A 24014-nucleotide genomic window follows, 5' to 3' on the forward strand; every position below is an offset into this window, starting at 1 on the left:
AGGGGGCGCTTTTTGTCTTGGGGCGGCCCGGCAACAAAAAAACGCCGGAGCCCTCGCGGGTCCGGCGTTTTTGCTTTCGTCTCCAATGACCGCGAAAGCGGGCGCTCAGAAGGTTCCGGGATAGGCGCCGCCATCGGCAAGCACGTTCTGGCCGGTGATGTAGCCTGCGTGCACGCTGCACAGGAAGGCGCAGATCGCGCCGAACTCCGCGGGAACGCCAAACCTGCGGGCCGGAACCTGGGCGGCCTGCAGGGCGCGCACTTCATCGGTCGATTTCCCGAGCTTCTGCGCGGTAGCCGCGAACGTGCCCGCCAGGCGGTCGGTGTCGAACTTGCCGGGCAGCAGATTGTTGATCGTCACGCCCTTGGCGGCGATCGAACTGCGCGCCACCCCCGCGACGAAGCCGGTGAGCCCGCTGCGCGCGCCGTTGGAGAGCCCCAGGATGTCGATCGGCGCCTTCACCGCGCTGGAGGTGATGTTGACGATACGGCCAAAGCCGCGCGAGGCCATGCCATCGACCGTCGCCCTGATCATCTCGATGGGCGTGAGCATGTTGGCGTCCACCGCCTTGATCCACGCGTCACGGTCCCACGAACGGAAATCCCCCGGCGGCGGCCCTCCGGCGTTGGTGACCACGATGTCCAGATCGCGGCCCGGGCCTCCCGCCGCGGAAAAAGCGGCTTCACGCCCCTGCTGCGTGGTGATGTCCGCCGCCACGGCGATCACTTGTGCGCCCTGGGCGGCGGCGCTGCGCAGCTGCACGGCAGCCGCTTCGATCGCGGATGCGGTGCGCGCCACCACGATCACGTTCACGCCCTCCTGCACCAGCGCCTGCGCGCAGCCCAGGCCAAGGCCCTTGCTGGCGCCCGAGACCAGCGCCCACCGTCCTGCAATGCCCAAGTCCATGAAGATCTCCTTTTCTCACGTTCACAAAGTTATGGAATGCCCCGGCTATCCTAGCCTCACGCGCGCGCACCCGCCCGGGTGAACACGAATATTCCCAACACCACCAGCCCCGTGCCCACGGCAATGCCGGCGGTGAACGGCTCGTCCAGCAGCCAGACCCCCATGAGCACGGTGGACAGCGGGCCGATCAGGCCCGTCTGCGCCACCATGGCCGAGCCGATGCGCTCGATCGCCATCATCACCAGCAGCACGGGAACGACCGTGCAGAACACGGCGTTCAGCACCGACAGCCAGATCACCTGCGGAGCCACCGCGAATGCCGTTGCCACGGGCCTGAGCACGACAAACTGCAGCAGGCAGCAGATGCACGCCACCGACGTCGCCAGCCCGACGAGCCGCAGCGACCCCAGGCGGCGCACCATCTCGCCGCTGTATACGAGATAGACGGCATAGCTGATGGCCGAGAGAAAGACCAGGAACACGCCCCACACCACGCCGCCGCCCTGCTGCGTCGCCTCTTGCCCGAACACGCCCAGCACGCCCACATAGCTCACCGCCATGCCGAGCGCCTGCACCTTGGTGATGCGGCGCCGGTAGAGTATCCAGCCGAGCGCCACCACCAGCGTGGGGGTGAGATACAGGATCAACCGCTCGAGACCCGCCGTGATGTAGGCCAGCCCCGCGAAATCCAGAAAGCTCGCGAGGTAGTAGCCGGAAACGCCGAGCCCGATCACGCCTATCCAGTCGCGGCGCTGCAGCGGCGGTTTGCCGCGGCCCGCCAGCCACGCCATGGCCACGAAGAACGGCAGCGCAAACAACATGCGCAGCATGATGAGCGTGACAGCGTCCACGCCGTGGCGGTACGCGAGTTTGACGATGATGGCCTTGCCGCTGAATGCGATCGCGCCGATGATGCCCAGCGTGAGGCCAAGCGCCATGCCGCCCGCCGGCTTGTGCGCGGCGCTGATGGAGGAAGTGGAAGAAGACACTGAATGCTCGAGAAACCTGCGCCGCGCGCGGGCTGGAGACGATCCAGCCCGTGCGGCGAGCTTTCGATTATGGGACCGCCGCGTCCGTGCCGCTCTTCGCAAGCCGAAAAGCCTGCCATCACCAAAAAAAACGGCACCCGAAGGTGCCGCTCTCTTTTCAAGACTGCGTAATCAACACATCAGTCTTCAACGAAAGCCTCTTCCCGCGTCTTGCTCACGGCCGGCAACAGCACGATCACGAGCAGCAGCAAGGCGGCGGCCAGCAGACCGGCGGAGATCGGACGCGAGACGAACACGCTCCAGTCCCCACGCGACAGCAGCAGCGCGCGGCGCAGGTTTTCTTCCATCATCGGGCCCAGGATGTAGCCCAGCAGCAAGGGGGCGGGCTCCACGCCCAGCTTGTAGAACATGTAGCCAACGAAGCCGAAGAGACCCACGAGCCACACGTCGAACGTGTTGTTGTTGGTGGAGTACACGCCGATCGCGCAGAACAGCACGATGGACGGGAACAGCCAGCGATAAGGCACGGTCAGCAGCTTGATCCAGATGCCGATCAGCGGCAGGTTCAGAATCACCAGCATCGCATTGCCGATCCACATCGAGGCGATCAGGCCCCAGAACAGTTCCGGGTTGCTGGTCATCACCTGGGGACCAGGCTGGATGTTGTGGATCGTCATCGCGCCCACCATCAGCGCCATCACGGCGTTGGGCGGAATACCGAGCGTCAGCAGCGGAATGAACGAAGTCTGCGAGCCTGCATTGTTGGCCGATTCGGGAGCCGTCACGCCGCGGATGTTGCCCTGGCCGAACGGCACTTCACCGGGCTTGAGCTTGGTCTTCTTCTCGACGGTGTACGCAGCGAAGGCGGACAGCAGAGCGCCACCACCGGGCAGGATGCCCAGAGCCGAGCCCAGGGCGGTACCGCGGATCATCGCGGGGAACATGCGCTTGAAGTCTTCGGCGGTGGGGAACAGGCCCTGCACCTTGGCGGTGAACACCTCACGGTCATCATCGGGCTTGGACAGATTGGCGATGATTTCGCCGTAACCGAACACACCCATGGCGATCACGACGAAGTTGATGCCGTCGGTCAGCTCAGGAATGTCGAACGAGTAACGCGCCACGCCGGAGTTCACGTCGGTGCCGACCAGGCCCAGCAACAGGCCCAGCACGATCATGCCGACGGCCTTGAGCAGCGAGCCCGAAGCCAGCACCACGGCACCGATCAGGCCCAGCACCATCAGCGAGAAGTATTCGGCGGGGCCGAACTTGAAGGCCACTTCGGTCAGCGGAGGAGCGAAGGCTGCAAGAATCAGCGTGCCCACGCAGCCGGCGAAGAACGAGCCGATACCGGCAGCGGCCAGCGCCGGCCCCGCTCGGCCCTTGCGTGCCATCTGGTAGCCGTCGATCACGGTCACCACCGAGGACGACTCGCCAGGAAGGTTCACCAAGATGGCGGTGGTCGAACCGCCGTATTGCGCGCCGTAGTAGATACCGGCCAGCATGATCAGCGCGGCCACCGGGGGCAGCGCATAGGTTGCGGGCAGCAGCATGGCGATGGTGGCCACCGGGCCCACGCCGGGCAGCACGCCGATCAGCGTACCCAACAAACAGCCGATGAAGCAGTAAATCAGGTTTTGGAAGGTGAATGCGACGCCGAAGCCCGTCGACAAATTCTGTATCAGGTCCATGTTTCAGTGTCTCCAATCAACCTGCAATGAAGCTAGGCCACACGGGGAATTGCAGGTTCAGCGCCCACACGAAAGCCACGTAGCTGCCGGCAGCCAACACAGTCGCGAGGATGAACACTTCCTTGAAATTGAAGGTGCTGCCCGCCAGGCTGGACACGAAGGTCAGCCCGTAGATGGCGACGATCAGGCCCATGGCCGGCACGCCAATGGAAGGCAGGCCCGCCAGCAGCACGCCGAACAGCAGGTTCGCGCCGATGATGAAGATGATCTGCTTCCACGCCCACTTGCCGATCTTGTCGCCGTCTTCAGTCTCCACCACGGTGGACTTGAACATGACGACGCCGCCAATGATGGCCAGCAAAATACCCAGCAACAAGGGGAAGTAGCCGGGGCCCATGCGAGCGCCCGACCCCACGCTGTAGGTGGTTGCGCCCCATGCGAACGCAACACCGACAACCAGGAACATCAGACCGGCAAAGAAATCTTTCTGACTCTTGATTTTCACAAACTAGTCTCCTGAAAAAGGATAACGACCGGCGGATTGTGCGGTCGTCATCGGGCCGCTTCGATGTGGATTCCACCTACAAACGGCTACAAACTTTCCCTAAGAGACAAGCGGCCTGCGTGCGTGTTTGGGCGTTGCGCCCAGTACGTAAAAACACGCAGAAAACAGACAGGAATTCTTCACGCGAGGTGAAGCGCGGCGGCTCTGGAGCACCGCCGCGCATGGCCGGGAATGGAGACGGGAATGGAGCCGGCTATTCCAGCGGCGGCGTGGCCGCGATCACCTCGTCCATGGTCGTCAGCCCCTGCGCCGCGCGCATCGCCCCGGCCAGGCGCAGCGGCCTCATCCCGTCCTTGACTCCCTGCCGGCGCAAACTATCCATGGACGGCGACTGGTTGACCAGGTTGCGCATCTCCTCGCTCACGGTGAGCAGCTCATACAGCCCCATGCGTCCGCGAAAACCGGTCATGCGGCATTCGATACATCCCACCGGCTTGTAGGCACGGTACTCGCCATTGAGCTTCCAGGGCTTGATGATTTCAGCCAGCGCATCGGGCGAAGCGGTTTCGTCGGGCTGCCTGCATTGCTGGCACAGGGTGCGCACCAGGCGCTGCGCGAGCACACCCAGCAGCGTGGCGTTGATCAGATAGGGCGCCACGCCCAGCTCCATGAGGCGCGAAACGGCGCTGGGCGCGTCGTTCGTGTGCAAGGTGGAGAAAACCAGGTGGCCCGTGAGCGCCGCCTGCACCGCCATGTCGGCGGTTTCCAGGTCGCGGATCTCGCCCACCATGATCACGTCCGGGTCCTGGCGCATCAGCGCCCGCAGGCCCTCGGCGAAGTTGAAATCGAGCTGCGGCTGCACCTGCGTCTGGTTGAACGAAGCCTCGATCATCTCGATCGGGTCTTCCACTGTGCTGACGTTCACCTCCTCGGTAGCGATGCGCTTGAGCGTGGAATACAGCGTGGTCGTCTTGCCCGATCCCGTCGGGCCGGTCACGAGAATGATGCCGTGAGGACGCTGCACCAGCGTTTCCCAGCGGGCCGCATCGTGCGGCGGAAAGCCGAGCGCGCTCAGGTCCTTGACCGTGTTGTCCGGGTCGAAAATACGCATCACCATCTTTTCGCCGAACGCTGTGGGCAGCGTGGACAGGCGCATTTCGACTTCATCGCCGCCCGGGTTGCGCGTCTTGATGCGGCCGTCCTGCGGGCGGCGCTTTTCCACCACGTCCATGCGCCCCAGCAGCTTCACGCGCGCGACCATCGCGTTGAGCACGCTCATCGGCATCTGGTAGACGACGTGCAGCACGCCGTCGATGCGAAAGCGGATCACGCCCTGTTCGCGGCGGGGCTCCAGGTGAATGTCACTCGCGCGCTGGTCGAACGCGTATTGCCACAGCCAGTCCACGACCCGCACCACGCCCTGGTCGTTGGCGTCAAGCTGCTTGTTGGCCTTGCCCAGCTCGACCAGCTGCTCGAAACTGCCGCTGGCGGAATTTCCACCCGCCTTCTGCGCCGCCCAGACCGATTTCGCCAGCGTGAAGAACTCTGCCGTGTAGCGCTTGATCTCCTGCGGATTGGCCATCACGCGGGTCACTTTGCGGCGCGCCTGGCGCTCGACCTCCGCGACCCACCCGGTGAGGAACGGCTCGGCGGTGGCGACCACGATCTCCGTGGACGAGACCTGCACCGGAAGCACCCGGTGGCTCTCGGCGTAGCTTGCGCTCATCGCCTCCGCCACCCGGCCCACGTCCACCTTCAGCGGATCGATGCGCAGAAACGGCAGGCCGCTGTGCGAGGCCACGTATTCGGTGAGCAGCTCCACGTCGAGCTGCTTGCCGTCGCTGGCGCGCACCATGCCCACGTTGCCCAGACGCACCAGCGGATGCTGCACGCTTTCGGCGCGCGAGCAGCGCTCGATCGTGCGCTCGGCCATCTGCTCGTCGATCACGCCATCCGCGCGCAGCCACTCCACGATCGTGCGCCAGTCGAGCGGTCCATGCGGAGCCTTGCGGCGCGCGGACGATGCGGGTGACGGCGCCGGTCCGCCCGTCTGCCTGGATGCGCTTGAGTGGATGCTTGTGCTCATATTCATCCTGTTATCTGTTCGCCCTGAAAGCTCTGCCTTTTCTCGCGTTCAGGCTTTCGCCGCTGGTTTGACGCGGCTGAATACGCGCAGCCATTTCGGCGCCGGCAAATCCCAACGCGCCTTGATCTGCTCCGCCCGCTCCATCAGCTGCTCGCGCTGAAGCGGCGTGGGCGTGCGCTGCGCGAGCACGATGGTGTTGCCCTCGCGCGTGGGCCTGAAGGCCCATAGCGCATCCTCGCCGAAGGCATCGGCCAGCTTGCGCAGGCTGCTTTCATAGCTGGACATGCGGCCGAACAGGTTGACGGCAAGGCAGCCGTCCATGGTCAGCAGTTCGCGGCAATCGGCGTAAAACCGGGCGCTGTCGAGCACCGGCGCGGCCGCTTCGTGGTCATACAGATCGACCGCCAGCGCATCCACCGTGCCCAGCCACCGCGGATTGCGGATCTCCTGCTCCGCATCGGCGAGCACCACCTGCAGGCGCGGACCATCCGGCGGAACCTTGAACCAGGCGCGGCAGATGCTGACGACTTGCGGATTCAGCTCGATCGCGGTGGTGCGCATGCGCAGCTTCTTGTGGCAGAACTTGGTGATCGCGCCCGCGCCCAGGCCCAACTGCATGGCGTGCCGCTTGGCCACGCCGGCCGGATCGACGAACAGCAGCCAGGCCATCATGCGCTGCACATATTCCAGCTCGATGTCGAACGGCTCGGCAATCTTCATCGAGCCTTGAATCCAGGGCGTTCCCAGATGCAGATACCGCACGTCGCCGTCGTCGGAGACGCTGACTTCGGGCAGTTCCACCGTGTCTTGTTTTCTCTTGGTCAAATCTTCACACCAGTCCATAGGGAGCCAGCGCCGCGCGCCAGGCATCCAGTTTCTTGTCGAAGCTCCACGACGCGTTGGCGGGACTCGTCGATGGCAGCCGCAGTGACGCGATTCTGTCATCGCCATGTAAACCCAGGCTGACCCGCACCGCCTTCGCGTAGCGAAAGCTCTCCCCTCCATTGTGGGCGATGGCGGCGAGTTGAGGGATCTGCCGATGCAGCGCGGCAAAATCATTCACCCTGGCATTGCGGATGTTGGCGTCCAGGCTGCCTTCACGCTCGCACGCCGAATACACGTCCCAGATACCGAGCCGCCGCTCCATCAGCCACTGGCAGCGCGATGGGTAGTCATCGCGGCCGGGCAACGGATGCTGCGGCCACAGCGCCGCCAGAATGCGCCAGAACTGGTTTTGCGGATGGCCGTAGTACTGCGCCGCGCGCAGCGACGCCACGCCGGGAAAACTGCCCAGCACCAGCACCCTGGTGCCGGCGCTCACCAACGGCGGCAGGCCCGCCAGTTCCGTGCTCTTCGCCTCAGCCATGCGCGGCCCTTTCGATCAGCGGTTGCAGCCGGGGCAGCGCCTGCACGGCATTGGCGGTGCTGACGCGGGCAAGCTCGCCTGCCGTCATTGCGCGCAGTTGCGCGAGCACGCCGGCGATGCGCGGCAATTGCACTGGTGAATTGCGCGCCTGCGGCACGCCGGCCTCGCGCTCGGCGGCGGTGACGTAGAGCCAATGCGGAGGCATGTCGGGCGAATCGGTTTCCACGACCAGGGCGTCCTGCGGCAACTGCCCGGCCAGGCGGCGCAGCTGCAGGGCCCGCTCGAAGGTCAGCGCGCCGCCAAAGCCCAGCTTGAACCCCATGCCGACAAACGCCCGGGCCTGCTGCAGGCTGCCGTTGAAGGCATGCGCGATGCCGCCCTGCACCGGCACCTCGCGCAGGTGCTTGAGCAGCCGGTCTGCCGAACGGCGCACATGCAGGATCACCGGCAGATCGAAGCGCCTGGCCAATTGGAGCTGCTCGCGGTACAACTGCTCCTGGCGGGCCGCATCCAGCCCCGGCACGAAAAAATCAAGCCCGATTTCACCGATCGCCACCAGCCGCCCGTCGCCCTCGGCGGCGGCCCGCTCCAGCTCCAGCGCCAGCGCCTTCACGTCGCCGTCCCCGGCGCGCGAGGTATACAGCGGATGAATACCCAGGCCGTAGCTGTCGCCCCAGCGATGCGCCATGTCGCGGCAGGCGCTCCAGTTGCCGCGCTCCACCGCGGGAATGACGCAGAGCCCGACGCCCGCCGCTCGGGATTCGGCGCGCATGCCGTCGGCATATTCCTGGCCCCCGTGCGCCACGAACTCATCGAGATGGCAGTGGGTGTCGATCCAGAACGCGGAAGATTCTGCAACTTGCATGAGGCGATGATGCCGCAGTTTTCACCCGCTGCGCCGGCACGGAACGACGCGGATGCCGCGAATGCGGCGTGCTCATGCGAAACCCCGGCGCGCGCTCTGTAAGACGGCATCCAATTCGGTGTGCGCCCACCCCCAATCCGTGCTACTGTGGCCTCAGAGTCATTCATCCAACCGCTTGGAAGAAAGCGCGTTGCCACGGCGGGTGCCGTGCAGCGGGCTTTCCGTGAAGGTGCCGCATGCCCCGGATCGCACGTTACAGCAGCTCCCGCCGCGACCCCGCTCCAGACGCCGGGGATGCGACTCGTGCCGCACCCGGACCCGACGCCGCTGCGCCCGCGCACAAGGAAACGCCGGAGATGGCGCAGATGCAGGGACGGGGCGCGCGCCGTCCATCCGCCGCATGGCTGCTGCTGATCCTGGTGCTGGCCGCGAATGCCGGGGTGTTCGGATACTGGTTCGCGCCATCGCGGCAGCCGCCCCAGCCTCAGCTCACCCAGAAGGATATCGACGATGCCGTGCTGCGCACGCTGAACACGCACGTCCTGCCTTCCCAGAGCGCGCGCGCCGCGGCCCGCATCGCCCCGTCCATCGTGCATGTCGTCGGATATGTGCGCACGCGCCGCGGCACCGAGATCGAGCGCGGCGAAGGCACGGGCGTGGTGGTGGTCGGCAACGGCACGATCCTGACCAACCTGCATGTGGTGCAGGGCTCGCGCCGCATCGAAGTGCAATTCGCCGACGGCACCACCTCCAATGCGAGCGTGGTCAACATCCAGCCCGAGAACGATCTCGCCGTGCTGCAGGCCGGCACCGTTCCCAAGGATCTCCAGCCGGCCGCCATGCGCACCACCGAAGGCTTGCAGGCGGGCGAGCAGGTCATCGCCGTGGGCTTTCCGTTCGGCATCGGCCCGTCGGTGTCCTCCGGCGTGATCTCCGGCCTCAAGCGCGAATTCCAGTCGCCCGAGGGCAAGCAGGTGCTGCGCAACCTGATCCAGTTCGACGCCGCCGCCAATCCCGGAAACTCCGGCGGCCCGCTGGTCACCATGGACGGCGAGGTCGTGGGCATCGTCACGGCGATCCTCAATCCGACAGCCGCCCGCACATCGCTTGGAATCGGCTTCGCGGTTCCCATCGAGAACGCCGCCAAGGCCGTTGGAGCACCGCCTTTCTGACCCCGTCACAACCACTGCCCGCGCTCGCCGCGCGCAAGGATGAACGCCATGGAGAACACACCACCACCCACCGCCGCCCTGATGGAACAGATCCTCTACGAGATCAAGCGCGTGGTCGTCGGCCAGGATCATTTCCTGGAGCGCGTGATGGTGGCGATCCTCGCGCGCGGGCATCTGCTGGTGGAAGGCGTTCCAGGGCTGGCCAAGACGCTGACGGTGAAGACGCTGGCTGGCACCATCGACGGCGGATTCCGGCGCATCCAGTTCACGCCCGACCTGGTGCCAGCGGACCTGATCGGCACCCGCATGTACAACCAGCGCACCGGCGAATTCAGCACCACGCTGGGCCCGGTCTTCACCAATCTGCTGCTGGCCGACGAGATCAACCGCGCGCCCGCCAAGGTGCAAAGCGCGCTGCTCGAAGTGATGCAGGAGCGCCAGGTGACGATTGCGGGCGAGTCCCATCGCGTGCCCCAACCCTTTCTGGTGATGGCCACGCAGAATCCCATCGAGACCGAAGGCACCTATCAGTTGCCCGAGGCGCAGGTGGATCGCTTCATGATGAAGGTGCTCATCGGCTACCCCGGCGAGGACGAGGAATTCGTGATCGCGCAACGCGCGCTCGCGCCCGCCGTGCAGGTACAGGCGGTGGCGACGACGGCGCAGCTCGCCGACCTGCAGCGCGCGGTGCGCGAGGTCTATGTCGATCCTTCGCTGCTGCAGTACGCCGTGCGCGTCGTGGCCGCCACGCGCAACCCCGGCGTGTACGGGCTCAAGGACCTGGCCGGCTCGGTTGCCTGCGGGGCCAGCCCGCGCGCGACCATCGCCCTGGCGGAAGGCGCGCAGGCGCTGGCCCTCATGCGGGGGCGCGGCTACGTATTGCTCGAGGACGTGAAGGAGCTGGCCCACGACGTGCTGCGCCACCGCATCACCCTATCGTATGAAGCGCTGGCCGATGCGCGAAGCGTGGATGCGCTGATCGACCAGATTCTGGTGCGCCTGCCGGCGCCGGCCCGTTCGCAGGAACCCGCCGCCAGGGAGGCGCGCCGTGCCTGAGCCCGCGCTGCCGCTGCCACCCGCCGCGCCGCGAGCGGCCGAGCTGCTTTTGCGGCGGCTTGAATGGCGCGTGCTCCGCCCGCTGGACGGCATGCTGCAAGGCGACTACCGGACGCTGCTTCGCGGCATGGGCATCGACCTGGCCGATCTGCGCGAATACCAGCCGCATGACGACGTGCGCCACATCGACTGGAACGTGACCGCGCGGCTTGGCGCGCCGCACGTGCGCGTGTTCACCGAAGATCGCGAGATGGCTGCATGGTTCCTGCTGGACCTCTCCGCATCGGTCGATTTCGGACCGCCGGGACATACCAAGCGCGATCAGATGATCGGCTTCGTGAGCGTGCTCTCGCGCCTGCTCACCCGGCGGGGAAACCGCGTCGGAGCCATCCTGCACGGCGGTGCGCACCAGCGGCCCGTGCTCCCCGCGCGCAGCAGCCGCGAGCACGTCCTGCGGCTGCTCCATTCGCTGATGCTGCATGGCGGGCACGAGGAAAAGACGCCCTCCGGCACCACGCGGCTGCAACCGCTCCTGCATATGGCCCACGGCGTTCTTCGCCGCCGCAGCGCCGTGTTCCTGGTGTCCGACTTCATGAGCGAGCCGGGCTGGGAGAGGCCGCTGTCCCTGCTCGCTCGGCGCCATGACGTGGTGGCCGTGCGCCTGCTGGACCCCCTGGAGCTGGAACTGCCCGACATCGGCCTCGTCTGGATGCGCGACCCCGAAACCGGCGAGCGCCTGCGGGTGGATACGCACGACGCGGGTTTCCGGCGCAGGCACGCACGGCTCACCGCCGAGCGCGAGGAGCAGTTGCGCGGCAGTCTGGCGCGGGCGGGCGTGGACACGCTGGAGCTGTCGACCGGCGACGACCTGCTCGAATCGATGCTGCGTTTCATGTCGCTGCGCGGCCTGCGCGCGCGGCGGCCGGCCATGCACCTGGCCACATTGCAATAGAGACACCATGGCGTTCCTCTGGCCTTCCCTTCTCTGGACCTTGCTGCTGCTGCCGCTGCTGGCGCTGCTGTACTGGCTGATCCAGCGCCGCGGGCGCGGCGCGGCCATCCAGTATCCGGCGCTCGCGCTCGCGCGCCAGGCCATGGGGGCGGGCGCGCTCATGCGCCGCCATGTGCCGCCGCTGCTGTTTCTCATCGGCATCGCGGCGCTGCTGCTGGCTGCGGCCAGGCCGATCGCCGTGCTCAGGCTGCCCGCCCAGCAGCAGACCATCGTCCTAGCGATCGACGTGTCCGGCAGCATGCGGGCCACCGACGTCGAGCCCAGCCGGCTGGAAGCCGCGCAGAACGCGGCCAAATCCTTCATCGCCGCGCTTCCGCGCAACGTGCGGGTGGGAATCGTCGCGTTCGCGGGAACGGCGCAGATCGCGCAGTTGCCCACCGTGAACCGCGATGACATCAACCTCTCCATCGACTCGTTCCAGTTGCAGCGCGGCACCGCCACCGGCAACGGGATCCTGATGTCGCTCGCGGCGATCTTTCCGGGCAGCGGCATCGATCTGGTGGCGCTCTCGGGCCGCGAGGGCCTGTTCGCGCGCGACCTCAACGACCTGATGCTCTCCGAATCCGGCGGCCAGCCGCCGGGCAGGCCGCCGGTGGCGCCGGGATCGTTCACCACGGCGGCCGTCATCATGCTCTCGGACGGCCAGAGCAACGCGGGCGTCGATACGCTGATGGCCGCGCAATGGGCCGCCGACCGCGGCGTGCGGGTCTATACGGTGGGCGTGGGAACGCCGGAGGGCACGGTCATCGAGTTCGAGGGCTGGTCGATGCGCGTGCGGCTCGATGAGCAAACGCTGCAGTCCGTGGCGAAGATGACCGACGCGGAATACTTCCACGCGGCATCGGCCGCCGATCTGCTGAAGGTCTACCAAACGCTGCACTCGCGCCTGGCGCTGGAGAAGAGGGAAACCGAAATCTCCGCGCTGCTCGCGCTCGCGGGCGCCCTGGTCGTCATCCTCGCCGCCGCGCTGTCGATGTGGTGGCATGGGCGCGTGCTGTAGCGGGCCGCGCCGCAGATTTCGCTATCAAAGATTTCCGGCCGCCAGCCGCAGCACCCGGTCGCAGCGCGCGGCAAGCGCCTCGTCGTGCGTCACCATCACGAAGGCGGTGCCGCGGTCACGCGCAAGCTGCAGCATCAGACCGAACACGCCGTCGGCGGTCTGCCTGTCCAGGTTGCCGGTGGGCTCATCGGCCAGCACGCAGGCTGGCGCGGTAACCAGCGCGCGCGCGATCGCCACGCGCTGGCGCTCCCCGCCCGACAGCTCGGCGGGGCGATGCAGCAGCCGCTGCCCCAGCCCCACCGAGGCGAGCATGGCATCGGCCTGCTGCAGGCACTGGTCCTTGGGCATGCGGCGGATGCGCAGCGGCATGGCGACGTTGTCGCGCGCGCTAAATTCCGGCAGCAGATGGTGGAACTGGTAGATGAAGCCCAGATGCTCGTTGCGCAGCCGGCCCTGCCGGTCGGCCGAGAGCCGGCCCATATCCTGCCCCTGGAGCTCCACCTTCCCGGAAGTGGGCGCGTCCAACCCGCCCAGCAGGTGCAGCAGCGTGCTTTTGCCCGAGCCGGACGCGCCGACGATGGCCAGCGTCTCGCCCGCATGCACGTCCAGGTCGACGCCGTTGAGCACCGTCACATCCAGACGCCCTTCGTGGAATCGCTTGGTCAGCCCGCGCGCGCGCAGCACCACCTGCCTGGCGGGGTTGTTCATCACGTCATTCATAGCGCAGCGCCTCGGCGGGATTCACACGGCTGGCGCGCCAGCTCGGATACAGGGTGGCCGCGAAGGCCAGGATCAGGGAGATGACGATGATCGGCGTGATGTCGCTGCTTTGCGGCTCGCTGGGCATCTTGCTGATGAGGTAGATATCCTTGGGCAGGAACGTGGTGTGCAGCAGCCTCTCGATGGCCGGCACGATGACGTCGATGTTGAAGGCGATCAGCAGCCCGAGCAGCAGCCCGGCGAAAGTGCCGATCACGCCCACCATCGCCCCCTGCACGACGAAGATGCCCATGATGCTTCCGGGACTGGCGCCCAGGGTGCGCAAGATGGCGATGTCGGCGCGCTTGTCGGTCACCGTCATCACCAGCGTCGAGACCAGGTTGAACGCGGCCACCGCGACGATCAGCGTGAGGATGATGAACATCATCCGCTTTTCCATCTGCACCGCCGCGAACCAGGTCTTGTTCTGCTGCGTCCAGTCGCGGATCAGCAGGTTGCCGGACAAGGTATGCGCCAGTTGCTGCGCGACTTCCGGCGCCTGATGCAGATCGCGGATCTTCAGGCGGATACCGGTCGGCCCCTCCAGCCGGAAGATTTTCTCGGCGTCGGAATGGTGCATGAACACCAGCGCGGAATCGTACTCATAGTGGCCCGAATTGAACGTGCCCGCCACCGTCATCTGCTTGATGCGGGGAACCACGCCGGCGGGCGTGACCTGCCCGGAAGGCGCGATCAGCGTGACCTGGTCGCCGGGGAAGACGCCCATGGACCGCGCCAGCTCGCTGCCCAGAATCACGTTGAAGCTGCCCGGCACGAGCGACTTCAGCCCTTCGACCTGGTCGGCTGCCAGATCGGTCACCTCGCCTTCGAGAGCCGGGTCGATGCCGCGCACCAGCGCGCCCTTGACCTCGTCCCCGCGCCCCAGAAGGGCCTGCGCCGAGACGAACGGCGCGGCGCCCACCACGTTCGGGTTCTCGCGCGCCTCGCGCAGCGTCAGCGGCAAATCGGGCATCGCGGCGCCCTGAGGCGCGAAGATCTCGATGTGCGAGACCACGCTGAGCATGCGGTCGCGCACTTCCTTCTGGAAACCGTTCATCACGCTGAGCACGATGATGAGCGCAGCCACCCCCAGCGCGATACCCAGCATCGACACACCCGAGATGAAGGAGATGAAGCCGTTGCGCCGCGTGGCCCGGCCGGCCCGGGTATAGCGCCAGCCGACCGACAGTTCGTATGGAATTTGCATGTTTTCGGAATCGTGACGCCAGCCGGAAAGTTGTGACCAATTGCCTCAATCCGGCTGGCTTGTGCGTAGGGATTGTGGCATCCCGGACAATAGACCCCATGTCGGACGCCCCCCATTTACTCATTCCCCTCGCCGCCAGCCCCTCGGCTGGCTGCCAGCAGGCGCTGCGCGACCTGTCCCTGCCGCACCTCGATCGCCTGCTCTCTCGCATGACCCCTGCCGGCATGGACTCCGGAGAGGAAACCGATTTCTCCCCTCCCCACGAACGCGCCCTGGCCCGCGCGCTGGGGCTTGCCTGCTCCGCCCAGGGCATTACCCCTTGGGCCGCATGGCGATTGGTCGAGGTCGGCGCCAAGGGGTCGGAATCGACAGCGTGGGCCTACATCACGCCCTGCCAGTGGCATGTCAGCGCCGATCACGTGACCATGCTGGACCCCGCGGCGCTGCGGCTCACGCCCGACTCGTCGCACGAGCTGCTGACGATCCTCGCGCCCTGGTTCGCCGAGGACGGCATCGATCTCTACATGGACGAGAACGACCCCGCGCGCTGGATCGCGCGCGGCGACGTGTTCGAAGGCGTGGCGACGGCCTCGCTCGACCGCGTGATCCAGCGCGATGTCCGCGCCTGGATGCCGCTGGCCGAAAACGCCGAGCACACGCGCCGCATCCACCGCCTGCAGACCGAGATGCAGATGCTGCTGTACACCCACCCGATCAACGATGCGCGCGCGCAGGCGAACCTCCCGCCGGTCAACACCTTCTGGCTGCACGGCGCGGGCCGCCTGACGGCGCCTCCACCGCTGCCGCAGGTGCCGCCGCGAATGCCGCTGACGCTGCGCGACCCGGCCCTGCGCGAAGACTGGCGCGGCTGGGCCGAGGCATGGCGCGCGCTGGACGCGGGCCCTGTTGCGGAGCTTGAAAAGCACGTGGCCTCGGGCGGCAGGGCGCTGCTCACGCTGTGCGGTGAAAACAATGCGCAGCAGTGGCAAAGCGTGGAGCCGGGATGGGGCCGGCGGATCAAGCGGCTCTTCACCAAGGCCCCGCGCCTGCAAGCCCTGCAAAAGCAACTATGAAAATCATTGCCCGGGATATTCCGCCCCGCGCCGTATGGGCGCTGGAGCAGGCAGGCGTGCATCCGCTGCTGGCAAGGCTGTATGCCGCGCGCGGCATCCGCTCCCACGAAGAACTCGACGACGCTCTGGCGCGCCTGCTGCCGCCGGCCGGACTGCGCGGCATGCGCGAAGCAGCGGCGCTCCTGGCCGACGCCATTGCCGCCGACAGGCGCATGGTCATCGTCGCGGACTACGACTGCGACGGAGCCACGGCATGCGCCGTCGGCGTGCGCGGCCTGCGCCTGCTGGGCGCGAAAAACGTGGACTACCTGGTGCCCGACCGGGTGGTCGATGGCTACGGCCTCACGCCGACCATCGCGCGGCGCGTGCACGAGCGCAACGCCGACGTGCTGGTCACCGTGGACAACGGCATCGCCAGCGTCGAAGGCGTTGCCGAGGCCAAGTCGCTGGGCCTGTCGGTGCTGGTGACGGACCACCACCTGCCCGGCCCGCAACTGCCGGCGGCGGACGCCATCGTCAATCCCAATCAGCCGGGCTGCGGGTTCGAAAGCAAATCGGCCGCGGGCGTCGGCGTGATCTTCTATGTGCTGATGGCGCTGCGCACCGAACTGCGCGAGCGCGGCGTGTTCGACAAGACGAGCCAGCCGCGCCTGGAGCCGCTGCTGCCCCTGGTGGCGCTGGGCACGGTCGCGGACGTGGTCAGGCTCGACAGCAACAACCGCAGGCTCGTCGCGCAAGGCCTCAAGCGGATTCGCGGTGGCCACATGCCCTGCGGCATCGCCGCGCTGTTCAAGGTGGCCGGCCGCAAGCCGGAGGAAGCGACCACGTTCGACTTCGGCTTCGGCCTGGGGCCGCGCATCAACGCGGCAGGCCGGCTCTCCGACATGACGCTCGGCATCGAATGCCTGCTCACCGACGATCCCGCGCGAGCCGCCGACCTGGCAGGACAACTGGATGCGATCAACCGCGAACGCCGCGAACTCGAGGGCGGCATGCGCGAGCAGGCCATGCTCATGGCCGAGACGCTGTTCGACGAAAGCGAGGAGCCGCCGCCCGCCATCAGCGTGTTCGACCCGGACTTCCACGAAGGCGTGGTCGGCATCGTCGCCTCGCGCCTGAAGGACAGGCTGCACCGCCCCACCTTCGTCTTCGCGGCCAGCAGCGCGCCGGGCAAGGAGCATGAGCTCAAGGGCTCGGGCCGCTCCATTCCCGGCTTCCATCTGCGTGATGCGCTCGACCTGGTCGCCAAGCGGCACCCAGGCGTGCTGCTGAAATTCGGAGGCCACGCGATGGCCGCCGGCTGCACCGTGGCCGAGGAATTCTTCGACGTGTTCGAGCACGCTTTCGCGCAGGTCGCGCAGGAATGGCTGGACGCCTCGACGCTCACGCGCAAGCTGGAGACCGACGGCCCGCTCGCACCCGAGTATTGCCGCGCGGAACTGGTGGACGTGCTGCACCGCGAGGTATGGGGCCAGGGCTTCGCGCCGCCCACGTTCAGCGAGGAAGTGCAGATCGTGAGCCAGCGCCTGGTGGGCGAGGCCAGGAATCACCTGTCCATCAAGCTGCTGCACCAGGGGCAGCCGGTGGACGCGATCTGGTTCGGCCACACCGAACCCCTGCCCGCGCGCGCCACGCTGGCCTTCCGGCTCGACGTGAACGAGTGGCGCGGCGAGCGCAAGGTGCAATTCCTGGTGGAGGGCTTCGAAGACCAGGACTAGCAGCAGCGCGCTCGCTGCGCACCCGGCTTCCCGCCGGGCGCGGCCACAACGTCTGCTTGCAATTTAGCCGGCCGATCCGGCATGCGGGACAACGCGGATGGTGCACGCCGCGCGATGCACTCATAAAATGTTCTCGTGCCTATTTCCATCACTCCACCTTCCCAGCTCAACGCCGACCTGCACTGCCACTCCGTCGTGTCCGACGGCACGCTCACACCGGAAGCCCTCGCGCAGCGGGCCAGCGCCAACGGCGTGCAGCTGTGGGCACTGACCGACCATGACGAAATCGGCGGCCAGCACCGCGCACGCGCGGCTGCCCATGCCAACGGCATGGACTATCTCACCGGCACCGAAATCTCGGTCACCTTTGCCGACAACACGGTGCACATCGTCGGCCTGGGCTTCGATCCCGATGACGAACAGCTCGCGCAGGGCCTGGCGCTCACGCGCGGCGGCCGTGGCGCGCGCGCGCGCGAAATATCCCGGCAACTGGAGGAGGCAGGCATTCACGACGCATATGAAGGCGCGCTCAAATACGTGGGCAACCCCGAGCTGATCTCACGCACGCATTTCGCGCGCCATCTGGTGGAGATCGGCGCCTGCCGCGATACGTCGGAAGTGTTCCGCCGCTTCCTCACCGAAGGGCACCCGGGCTTCGTGCCGCATCAATGGGCCTCGCTGTCCAGCGCGGTGCACTGGATCCGCGAGGCTGGCGGCATGGCCGTGATCGCCCATCCCGCGCGCTACCGCTTCACCGCGAACGAGGAATTCGCGCTGTTCTCCGAATTCAGGAAGCATGGCGGCGAAGGTGTCGAAGTGGTCACCGGCAGCCACACGCCTTCCGAATACGGCACCTATGCCGACATGGCCCGGGAGTTCGGCCTCGCGGCTTCGCGCGGCAGCGATTTCCACAGCCCGCAGGAATCACACACCGATCTGGGCGCCCTGCCGCCGCTGCCGCAGGGCCTCACTCCCGTCTGGGAACTGCTGGGGCATCGCATCCAGCGCCGCGCTGCCGCAGCGTGAATTCGCGCGCCCCACAGAAAGATTGCATACGCCATGGCACAGTACTTCGAAATCCATCCCGAGAACCCGCAGCCGCGCCTGCTCAAGCAGGCCGTGGCAATCCTTCAGGGCGGCGGCGTGCTCGCCGTGCCCACCGATTCAAGCTATGCGCTGGTGTGCCAGCTGGACGACCGCAACGCCGTGGACCGGCTGCGGCGCATCCGCCAGATCGACGAGAAGCACCATCTCGCGCTGCTGTGCCGCGACCTGTCGGAGCTGTCGAGCTACGCGCGCGTGGACAACCGCCAGTACCGCCTGCTCAAGCAGGCGACGCCGGGGCCGTACACCTTCATTCTCGACGCGACCAAGGAAGTGCCGCGCCGCGTGAGCCACCCTCAGCGCAAGACCATAGGCCTGCGCGTGCCCGACCGCAAGGGCACGCAGATGATCCTGGAGATGATGGGCGCTCCGCTGCTGGCCTCGACCTTCATTCCGCCAGGCGAGACGGAGCCGCTGAACGATCCCCAGGAAATCCGCGAGCGCTTCGAGAAGCTGATCGACGGCGTGGTGGATGCGGGTCCGTGCCCGCAGCAGCCCACCACGGTGGTCGATCTCACCCCCATGGAAAACGGCGGCGACGCCGTCGTCGTGCGTGAGGGCCGAGGGCCGCTCTCTGCCCTGGGGCTGTAGGAGCGCCTTCCCGTCCCGACGCGAGCGGGCACGCGAAATTCCTGGGCCGCGCCCAAGCAATTAGCGGTCCGCGCCATCGCCGCCCGCGCCGCTCTGACACAATGTCGGGGTGGACGCATCCAACCTTATTCAAACCATCCTGATCTACGCCCTGCCGGTGCTCTTTGCCATCACGGTGCACGAAGCGGCGCACGGCTACGTGGCCCGGCATTTCGGCGACAACACCGCGCTGATGATGGGGCGCGTCACCCTCAACCCGGTCAAGCACATCGATCCCATCGGCACCATTCTGATGCCGATACTGCTGTATCTCGCCACCTCGGGTGCCTTCCTGTTCGGCTACGCCAAGCCGGTGCCCGTGAATTTCTCGCACCTGCGCAACCCCAAGCGCGACATGATCTGGGTGGCCCTGGCCGGGCCTCTGTCAAACTTCCTGCAGGCGATCCTCTGGGCCGTGCTGCTCATCGTGCTGGTGGGTATGGGGGTGAACGAGCGCTTCTTCCTGGCCATGTGCAAGGCTGGCGTGGCGGTGAACCTGGTGATGTGGGCATTCAACCTGTTCCCGCTGCCGCCGCTGGATGGCGGCCGCGTGCTGATGGGGCTTCTGCCGTGGAAGCAGGCGCAGCAGCTCGGCCGCCTCGAGCCCTACGGCTTCTTCATCGTGATGGCTCTCGTCATCTTCGGCGTGGTGAGCTCGCTATGGCTGCGCCCGCTCATGTCGCTCGGCTATCTCACCATCGATTTCCTGATGACGCCGTTGCGCGCCCTTCTGCTGGGCTGATGCGCCACAATCTCCGGTCCGATACAGTTTCGAACTTCCGTTTTCTTCATCCCGTCCTTTCATGTCCGCTATCCGTTTTCTCTCCGGCATCACCCCCTCCGGCACCCCGCACCTGGGCAACTACGCGGGCATGATCCGCCCGGCCATCCGCGCGAGCAAGGCCCCGGGCGTGGAGAGCTACTACTTCCTGGCCGACTATCACGCACTGATCAAGGCTCAGGATCCCGAGCGCGTGCACCGCTCGACGCTGGAAATCGCGGCAAGCTGGCTGGCGGCCGGGCTCGACCCCGAGCACGTCACGTTCTACCGCCAGTCCGCGCTGCTCGAAATCCCCGAGCTGACCTGGCTGCTCACCTGCGTGACCGGCAAGGGCCTGCTCAATCGCGCGCACGCCTACAAGGCCGCCGTGGACAAGAACACGGAAGCAGGCCGCGAGACCGATGATGGCGTGAGCGCCGGCCTGTTCATGTATCCAGTACTGATGGCCGCCGACATCCTGATCTTCAATGCGCAGAAAGTACCGGTGGGCCGCGACCAGATTCAGCATATCGAGATGGCGCGCGACATCGCCTCGAGCTTCAACCACCTCTATGGCGAGCACTTCACGCTGCCCGAAGCGGTGATCGAGGAAAGCGTGGCCACGCTCGCGGGCCTGGATGGCCGCAAGATGAGCAAGAGCTACGACAACACCATCCCGCTGTTCACGCCGCGCGAGCAGCTCAGGAAGCTGGTGGGCGGCATCGTGACCGACTCGCGCACGCCCGGCGAGCCCAAGGAGACCGAGGGCTCGGCGCTGTTCCAGATGTATCAGGCCTTCGCCAGCCCCGAGGAAACCGAAGCCATGCGCAAGGCCTATGCCGCAGGCATTTCCTGGGGCGACGCCAAGCAGGCCCTGTTCGAATGCATCGACCGTGAAGTCACGCCCATGCGCGCCGCCTACGATGATCTGATCGCTCACCCCGAGAAGGTGGAAGCCGCGCTGGCCATCGGCGAGGAACGCGCGCGCGCTCAGGCCGCGGCCTTCCTTGTGCGGCTGCGCGACGCCGTGGGCCTGCGCAGGCTCAGCGCTCCGCAATCCAGGAAATCGGCCAAGGAAACCAAAGCCGTGCTGCCAAGCTTCAAACAATACCGCGACAGCGACGGCAAGTTCTATTTCAAGTTCGTGGCGGCCGACGGCGCGCTGCTGCTGCAAAGCACCGGCTTCACCGCCCCCAAGGAAGCGGGCCAGGCCATCGCCCAGTTGCAAAAGAACGGCGCCGCAGCGCTCGCGGACATCGCCCGGCATCTGGCGGACGTTCCGGGCGTCGAGCCGGCACAAGTGGAGGCGGCGCTCAATACACTCCTGGATGCACGATAAAAAGCATCCCCCTCACGTTCTCATGCAAAAAGGAGCATTGTCGTAACTGACAGTGCTCTTTTTTTACTTGAAACCATTCCCCGCCACCCCAGCTAATCAAGCAGTCATTAGCAAGGAGCGAAGAGCAGTTAACAAGTGTCAATTACGTTACTCAACCGCTCTCCCAAGGCTTTCAGCTTCCTATACTTCCAATAGTTTTTCTAATGAATTGCCAGCAAGGATTTCCATGCGCATTGTGGCTTTGGATGATGATGCACTCCAACTGGAGTTGTTCAAGCGCGCCATAACCGACATGGGGCACTCGTGCCATACGTATCAAACAGGCGCGGCGCTCATGAAGGATATGCGCCGCGATACGTTCGATCTGCTTTTGGTGGACTGGCATCTGCCGGACACGTCCGGCCCAGAGGTCGTGCGCTGGGTACGAAAGCATGTGGGGCTCGATCTTCCCATTCTTTTCGTCACCAGCCGCCAGGAAGAGCGCGACATCGTCGAGGGCCTCGACTGCGGCGCCGACGACTTCATGGTCAAACCCGTGCGTGTCGGTGAGCTCACGGCGCGGGTAGGCGCCCTGCTGCGCCGCGCCTACCCCGCGGCGGTCAACGAGGTGCTTGAATTCGGCCGCTATCGTTTTCTGCATGAAACGCGCACGCTGGAAATGGACGGCAAGCCCGTGGAGCTGAAAAACCGCGAATACGACCTTGCGCTGTTCCTATTCCAGAACATGGGTCGTCTACTTTCTCGCGATCATTTGCGTGAAATCATATGGGGTCAAACTAGCGATGTAATTTCGCGCTCGCTTGACACACATATTTCACGCTTGCGCAGCCAACTTGATCTTCGTCCAGATAACGGCTACATCGTGACAGCAGTTTATGGAATGGGGTATCGTTTCGAGGCAGTCAAGCCACGCAGTGAAGACACTCTGGTCTCTATATAACCCCAGAGAACGCTTTCCCCAGGAAACCAGGCGCTGTGCTGGATTGACAGGCTGATTGCACAATAGCGGCAGTTGCCGGTTATTCATGTTCTCTGGGAGGAAAGTACTGTGGCACCTTTGCTGCGCCATTCACCGCCGCAATTACTCGCGCTCGCCCTGGTTTCTGCCTTGGTGATGCCTCTGGGCGCGCGTGCAGATTCCCAAGGGTTCATCAACCACCGGATCGCCAAGGGCGACACGCTGGAACATATTGCCGCGCAGTTCTACGGCAACGTGAACCTGTGGCCGCAACTGCAGAGCTTCAACCAGATCCCGGATCCCAAGCGCCTGCAACCAGGCTCCACGCTCCGGGTCCCCGTGAAGTACATGCCCGAGCAGACCGCCGAGGTGAGCTTCGTGCAAGGCAAGGCCACCGTTGTGGCAGCCGGCTCGACGGCGGAGGAAACGCCGCTGCAGCCGGGCCAGAAACTGCAGGAAGGCGCCGCCATCAAGGTGGCTCCCGACTCCTTTGTCACCGTCAAGCTCGCGGATGGCACGCTGATCCGCATCCAGGCCGAATCGGACGTTCAACTCAAGCAGCTGCGCCGCAAGGGCCGCAGCGGCAGCCTGCAGTCGGTGCTGGAGATGCAGCGCGGCAGCGTCAACTCCACCGTGGGAGCCGAGCCCGATCCGGCGCGCGGCTTCGAAGTGCGCACTCCGAAGGCCACCACCAGCGTGCGCGGAACCAGCTTTGACGTGATACTGACGAACGAAGGCAGCGCCCTCACCTCCGTCAGCCGCGGCACGGTGGCAGTGCAACCACGCGAGACCGCGAGCCGGCCCGAGCAACAGGGCGCCGCCGACGCGGCGCTGGTCCGGCAGGGCCACGGCATCGCCGTGAGCAGCGACGGCAGGCTCGGCGAGGTGCGAGCGCTGTTGCAATCCCCCGATCTCGAGCAGATCCCCGCCACCCTGGAAGATGCGAACTTCCTGAGCTTTCAGCTTCCGGCCGTCGCCAGCGCGAGCGCCTACGAGGTGCTGGTCGCGCGGGACGAATCGATGTCCCAGGTGCTGCGCAGCGGCGTGTTCAAGACCTCTCAGGTGCGCATGAAGGGAATCGAGGACGGCGAGTACTATCTCGCGGCACGCGCCATCGACAGCCAGGATCTCCCCGGCATGCCCGCGCTTCGCAAGATCAGGGTGAAGACCCAGCCGCCGCCGCCCCTCTATCAGCAGCCGGCGCCGGGCGCGACCACTTCGCGCACGTCGGGGCAGTTGCTGTGCACGCGCGTGAGCAGCGCGCAAGCCTATCGCATCCAGGTGGCTGCCAACGCGGACGGCTTTGCCACGCCGCTGATCGATGAAGTGCGCCACGGCGAATGCGATATGCCGCTTGCCGCGCTCGAACCCGGCAGCTACCAGTGGCGCGCGGCAAGCATCCGCATGCTGGCCGACGGTACTCCCGACCAGGGGCCATTCTCCATCCCGCAGGGCTTCAAGCTGGCCAACAGTCCCACGGCGCTCGATATCTCGGCACTGAGTTCGTCCAGCGACATTCCTGGTATTCATCTGCAATGGCCCGGCGAGCCCGGCCAGACCTACCGGATCCAGTTGTCGCGCACGGAAGATTTTTCGGATCTCGTGGCCGATCAGCCGCTCGACAAGCCCGAATGGAACTTCACCGACGTGAGGCCCGGCGAATATTTCGTGCGTATCGAGACGCATGACACGGCGACAGGACTGCAAAGCCCCTTCTCCGCCGCACGGCAGGTGCGTGCGGCGGCTGAAGTGCGGAGCAATGATGGCCTGCCGATCACGTCCTCGGATGGCGAACCGCTTTCACGGCGCTGATCCGGC

The 24014-nt window shown here is 66.1% G+C and carries 22 protein-coding genes; 12 read left to right on the plus strand and 10 right to left on the minus strand.

Going from position 1 to position 24014, the window contains the following annotated elements:
• Positions 1–105 precede the first annotated feature (105 nt).
• The 8 genes from ABWP92_RS05915 to ABWP92_RS05950 form a co-directional block, all read right to left on the minus strand.
• On the minus strand, positions 106–906 hold the full coding sequence (locus ABWP92_RS05915) for an SDR family oxidoreductase (RefSeq protein ID WP_353234439.1): 801 nt from the start codon (positions 904–906) through the stop codon (positions 106–108).
• Between the two features lie 56 nt (positions 907–962).
• Entirely contained in the window at positions 963–1844 is an 882-nt protein-coding gene (locus ABWP92_RS05920) for a DMT family transporter (RefSeq protein ID WP_353234462.1), read from the minus strand.
• 230 nt (positions 1845–2074) lie between these two features.
• Positions 2075–3586 carry a tripartite tricarboxylate transporter permease gene (locus tag ABWP92_RS05925; RefSeq protein ID WP_353234440.1) on the minus strand — a complete coding sequence of 504 codons (1512 nt, stop codon included), beginning with the start codon at positions 3584–3586 and terminating at the stop codon, positions 2075–2077.
• Between the two features lie 16 nt (positions 3587–3602).
• Complete coding sequence (locus ABWP92_RS05930) at positions 3603–4091, minus strand: tripartite tricarboxylate transporter TctB family protein (protein ID WP_353234441.1); 489 nt, start codon at positions 4089–4091, stop codon at positions 3603–3605.
• A gap of 253 nt (positions 4092–4344) precedes the next feature.
• Positions 4345–6177, minus strand: a complete 1833-nt coding sequence (gene tfpB, locus ABWP92_RS05935; RefSeq protein ID WP_353234442.1) for a type IV pilus assembly ATPase TfpB — start codon at positions 6175–6177, stop codon at positions 4345–4347.
• Positions 6178–6225: 48 nt separating this feature from the next.
• Complete coding sequence (locus tag ABWP92_RS05940; protein WP_502907456.1) at positions 6226–7020, minus strand: class I SAM-dependent methyltransferase; 795 nt, start codon at positions 7018–7020, stop codon at positions 6226–6228.
• On the minus strand, positions 7007–7543 hold the full coding sequence (locus tag ABWP92_RS05945) for a DNA-deoxyinosine glycosylase (RefSeq protein ID WP_353234444.1): 537 nt from the start codon (positions 7541–7543) through the stop codon (positions 7007–7009). The genes ABWP92_RS05940 and ABWP92_RS05945 overlap by 14 nt, the downstream gene beginning before the upstream one ends.
• Complete coding sequence (locus ABWP92_RS05950; protein WP_353234445.1) at positions 7536–8408, minus strand: TatD family hydrolase; 873 nt, start codon at positions 8406–8408, stop codon at positions 7536–7538. Before ABWP92_RS05950 ends, ABWP92_RS05945 begins: the two co-directional genes overlap by 8 nt.
• 236 nt (positions 8409–8644) lie before the next feature.
• On the opposite strand from ABWP92_RS05950, the gene ABWP92_RS05955 reads away from it, so the two are divergent.
• The 4 genes from ABWP92_RS05955 to ABWP92_RS05970 are packed head-to-tail and all read left to right on the plus strand — an operon-like array spanning position 8645 to position 12648.
• Positions 8645–9580, plus strand: a complete 936-nt coding sequence (locus ABWP92_RS05955) for a S1C family serine protease (protein WP_353234446.1) — start codon at positions 8645–8647, stop codon at positions 9578–9580.
• A 48-nt stretch (positions 9581–9628) separates the two neighbouring features.
• On the plus strand, positions 9629–10636 hold the full coding sequence (locus ABWP92_RS05960) for an AAA family ATPase (protein ID WP_353234447.1): 1008 nt from the start codon (positions 9629–9631) through the stop codon (positions 10634–10636).
• Positions 10629–11588, plus strand: coding sequence for a DUF58 domain-containing protein (locus ABWP92_RS05965; protein ID WP_353234448.1), 960 nt, complete (start codon positions 10629–10631; stop codon positions 11586–11588). Before ABWP92_RS05960 ends, ABWP92_RS05965 begins: the two co-directional genes overlap by 8 nt.
• Positions 11589–11595: 7 nt before the next feature.
• Positions 11596–12648: a VWA domain-containing protein gene (locus ABWP92_RS05970; RefSeq protein WP_353234449.1), complete on the plus strand. Its 1053-nt coding sequence runs from the start codon at positions 11596–11598 to the stop codon at positions 12646–12648.
• Positions 12649–12672: 24 nt separating this feature from the next.
• Here ABWP92_RS05970 and lolD read toward each other — a convergent pair whose 3' ends face one another.
• Together lolD and ABWP92_RS05980 are read right to left on the minus strand one after the other, a co-directional pair.
• Positions 12673–13356, minus strand: coding sequence for a lipoprotein-releasing ABC transporter ATP-binding protein LolD (lolD, locus tag ABWP92_RS05975; RefSeq protein WP_353234450.1), 684 nt, complete (start codon positions 13354–13356; stop codon positions 12673–12675).
• A 4-nt stretch (positions 13357–13360) separates the two neighbouring features.
• On the minus strand, positions 13361–14614 hold the full coding sequence (locus tag ABWP92_RS05980) for a lipoprotein-releasing ABC transporter permease subunit (protein ID WP_353234451.1): 1254 nt from the start codon (positions 14612–14614) through the stop codon (positions 13361–13363).
• A 98-nt stretch (positions 14615–14712) separates the two neighbouring features.
• Between ABWP92_RS05980 and ABWP92_RS05985 the strand changes: the two genes are divergently transcribed.
• From ABWP92_RS05985 to ABWP92_RS06020, 8 genes are all read left to right on the plus strand, one after another.
• Positions 14713–15687, plus strand: a complete 975-nt coding sequence (locus ABWP92_RS05985) for a phosphoglycerate mutase (RefSeq protein WP_353234452.1) — start codon at positions 14713–14715, stop codon at positions 15685–15687.
• The gene (gene recJ / locus ABWP92_RS05990) at positions 15684–17405 is read left to right on the plus strand and encodes a single-stranded-DNA-specific exonuclease RecJ (RefSeq protein WP_353234453.1); all 1722 of its coding nucleotides are present in this window, start codon (positions 15684–15686) and stop codon (positions 17403–17405) included. Before ABWP92_RS05985 ends, recJ begins: the two co-directional genes overlap by 4 nt.
• Positions 17406–17540: 135 nt before the next feature.
• On the plus strand, positions 17541–18431 hold the full coding sequence (locus ABWP92_RS05995; RefSeq protein ID WP_353234454.1) for a 3',5'-nucleoside bisphosphate phosphatase: 891 nt from the start codon (positions 17541–17543) through the stop codon (positions 18429–18431).
• A 33-nt stretch (positions 18432–18464) separates the two neighbouring features.
• On the plus strand, positions 18465–19100 hold the full coding sequence (locus tag ABWP92_RS06000) for an L-threonylcarbamoyladenylate synthase (RefSeq protein ID WP_353234455.1): 636 nt from the start codon (positions 18465–18467) through the stop codon (positions 19098–19100).
• A 109-nt stretch (positions 19101–19209) separates the two neighbouring features.
• Complete coding sequence (locus tag ABWP92_RS06005) at positions 19210–19881, plus strand: site-2 protease family protein (protein WP_353234456.1); 672 nt, start codon at positions 19210–19212, stop codon at positions 19879–19881.
• A 61-nt stretch (positions 19882–19942) separates the two neighbouring features.
• The gene (locus ABWP92_RS06010) at positions 19943–21238 is read left to right on the plus strand and encodes a tryptophan--tRNA ligase (RefSeq protein ID WP_353234457.1); all 1296 of its coding nucleotides are present in this window, start codon (positions 19943–19945) and stop codon (positions 21236–21238) included.
• Positions 21239–21464: 226 nt separating this feature from the next.
• Positions 21465–22178 (plus strand): response regulator transcription factor, encoded by a 714-nt coding sequence (locus ABWP92_RS06015; protein WP_353234458.1) that lies wholly within the window; start codon positions 21465–21467, stop codon positions 22176–22178.
• Between the two features lie 108 nt (positions 22179–22286).
• Positions 22287–24008 (plus strand): FecR family protein, encoded by a 1722-nt coding sequence (locus ABWP92_RS06020; protein WP_353234459.1) that lies wholly within the window; start codon positions 22287–22289, stop codon positions 24006–24008.
• The last annotated feature ends 6 nt before the right edge of the window (positions 24009–24014 follow it).

It is taken from the genome of Diaphorobacter ruginosibacter, assembly GCF_040396215.1.
Lineage (GTDB): Bacteria > Pseudomonadota > Gammaproteobacteria > Burkholderiales > Burkholderiaceae_C > Diaphorobacter_A > Diaphorobacter_A ruginosibacter_A.

Excerpts from the sequence above, each read along its gene's own strand:
- ABWP92_RS05915 (WP_353234439.1), bottom strand. The coding sequence starts at position 906 with ATGGACTTGGGCATTGCAGGACGGTGGGCGCTGGTCTCGGGCGCCAGC.
- ABWP92_RS05920 (WP_353234462.1), bottom strand. The coding sequence starts at position 1,844 with ATGGCGCTTGGCCTCACGCTGGGCATCATCGGCGCGATCGCATTCAGC.
- ABWP92_RS05925 (WP_353234440.1), bottom strand. The coding sequence starts at position 3,586 with ATGGACCTGATACAGAATTTGTCGACGGGCTTCGGCGTCGCATTCACC.
- tfpB (WP_353234442.1), bottom strand. The coding sequence starts at position 6,177 with ATGAGCACAAGCATCCACTCAAGCGCATCCAGGCAGACGGGCGGACCG.
- ABWP92_RS05940 (WP_502907456.1), bottom strand. The coding sequence starts at position 7,020 with ATGGACTGGTGTGAAGATTTGACCAAGAGAAAACAAGACACGGTGGAA.
- ABWP92_RS05945 (WP_353234444.1), bottom strand. The coding sequence starts at position 7,543 with ATGGCTGAGGCGAAGAGCACGGAACTGGCGGGCCTGCCGCCGTTGGTG.
- ABWP92_RS05950 (WP_353234445.1), bottom strand. The coding sequence starts at position 8,408 with ATGCAAGTTGCAGAATCTTCCGCGTTCTGGATCGACACCCACTGCCAT.
- ABWP92_RS05955 (WP_353234446.1), top strand. The coding sequence starts at position 8,645 with ATGCCCCGGATCGCACGTTACAGCAGCTCCCGCCGCGACCCCGCTCCA.
- ABWP92_RS05960 (WP_353234447.1), top strand. The coding sequence starts at position 9,629 with ATGGAGAACACACCACCACCCACCGCCGCCCTGATGGAACAGATCCTC.
- ABWP92_RS05970 (WP_353234449.1), top strand. The coding sequence starts at position 11,596 with ATGGCGTTCCTCTGGCCTTCCCTTCTCTGGACCTTGCTGCTGCTGCCG.
- lolD (WP_353234450.1), bottom strand. The coding sequence starts at position 13,356 with ATGAACAACCCCGCCAGGCAGGTGGTGCTGCGCGCGCGCGGGCTGACC.
- ABWP92_RS05980 (WP_353234451.1), bottom strand. The coding sequence starts at position 14,614 with ATGCAAATTCCATACGAACTGTCGGTCGGCTGGCGCTATACCCGGGCC.
- ABWP92_RS05985 (WP_353234452.1), top strand. The coding sequence starts at position 14,713 with ATGTCGGACGCCCCCCATTTACTCATTCCCCTCGCCGCCAGCCCCTCG.
- recJ (WP_353234453.1), top strand. The coding sequence starts at position 15,684 with ATGAAAATCATTGCCCGGGATATTCCGCCCCGCGCCGTATGGGCGCTG.
- ABWP92_RS06000 (WP_353234455.1), top strand. The coding sequence starts at position 18,465 with ATGGCACAGTACTTCGAAATCCATCCCGAGAACCCGCAGCCGCGCCTG.
- ABWP92_RS06010 (WP_353234457.1), top strand. The coding sequence starts at position 19,943 with ATGTCCGCTATCCGTTTTCTCTCCGGCATCACCCCCTCCGGCACCCCG.
- ABWP92_RS06015 (WP_353234458.1), top strand. The coding sequence starts at position 21,465 with ATGCGCATTGTGGCTTTGGATGATGATGCACTCCAACTGGAGTTGTTC.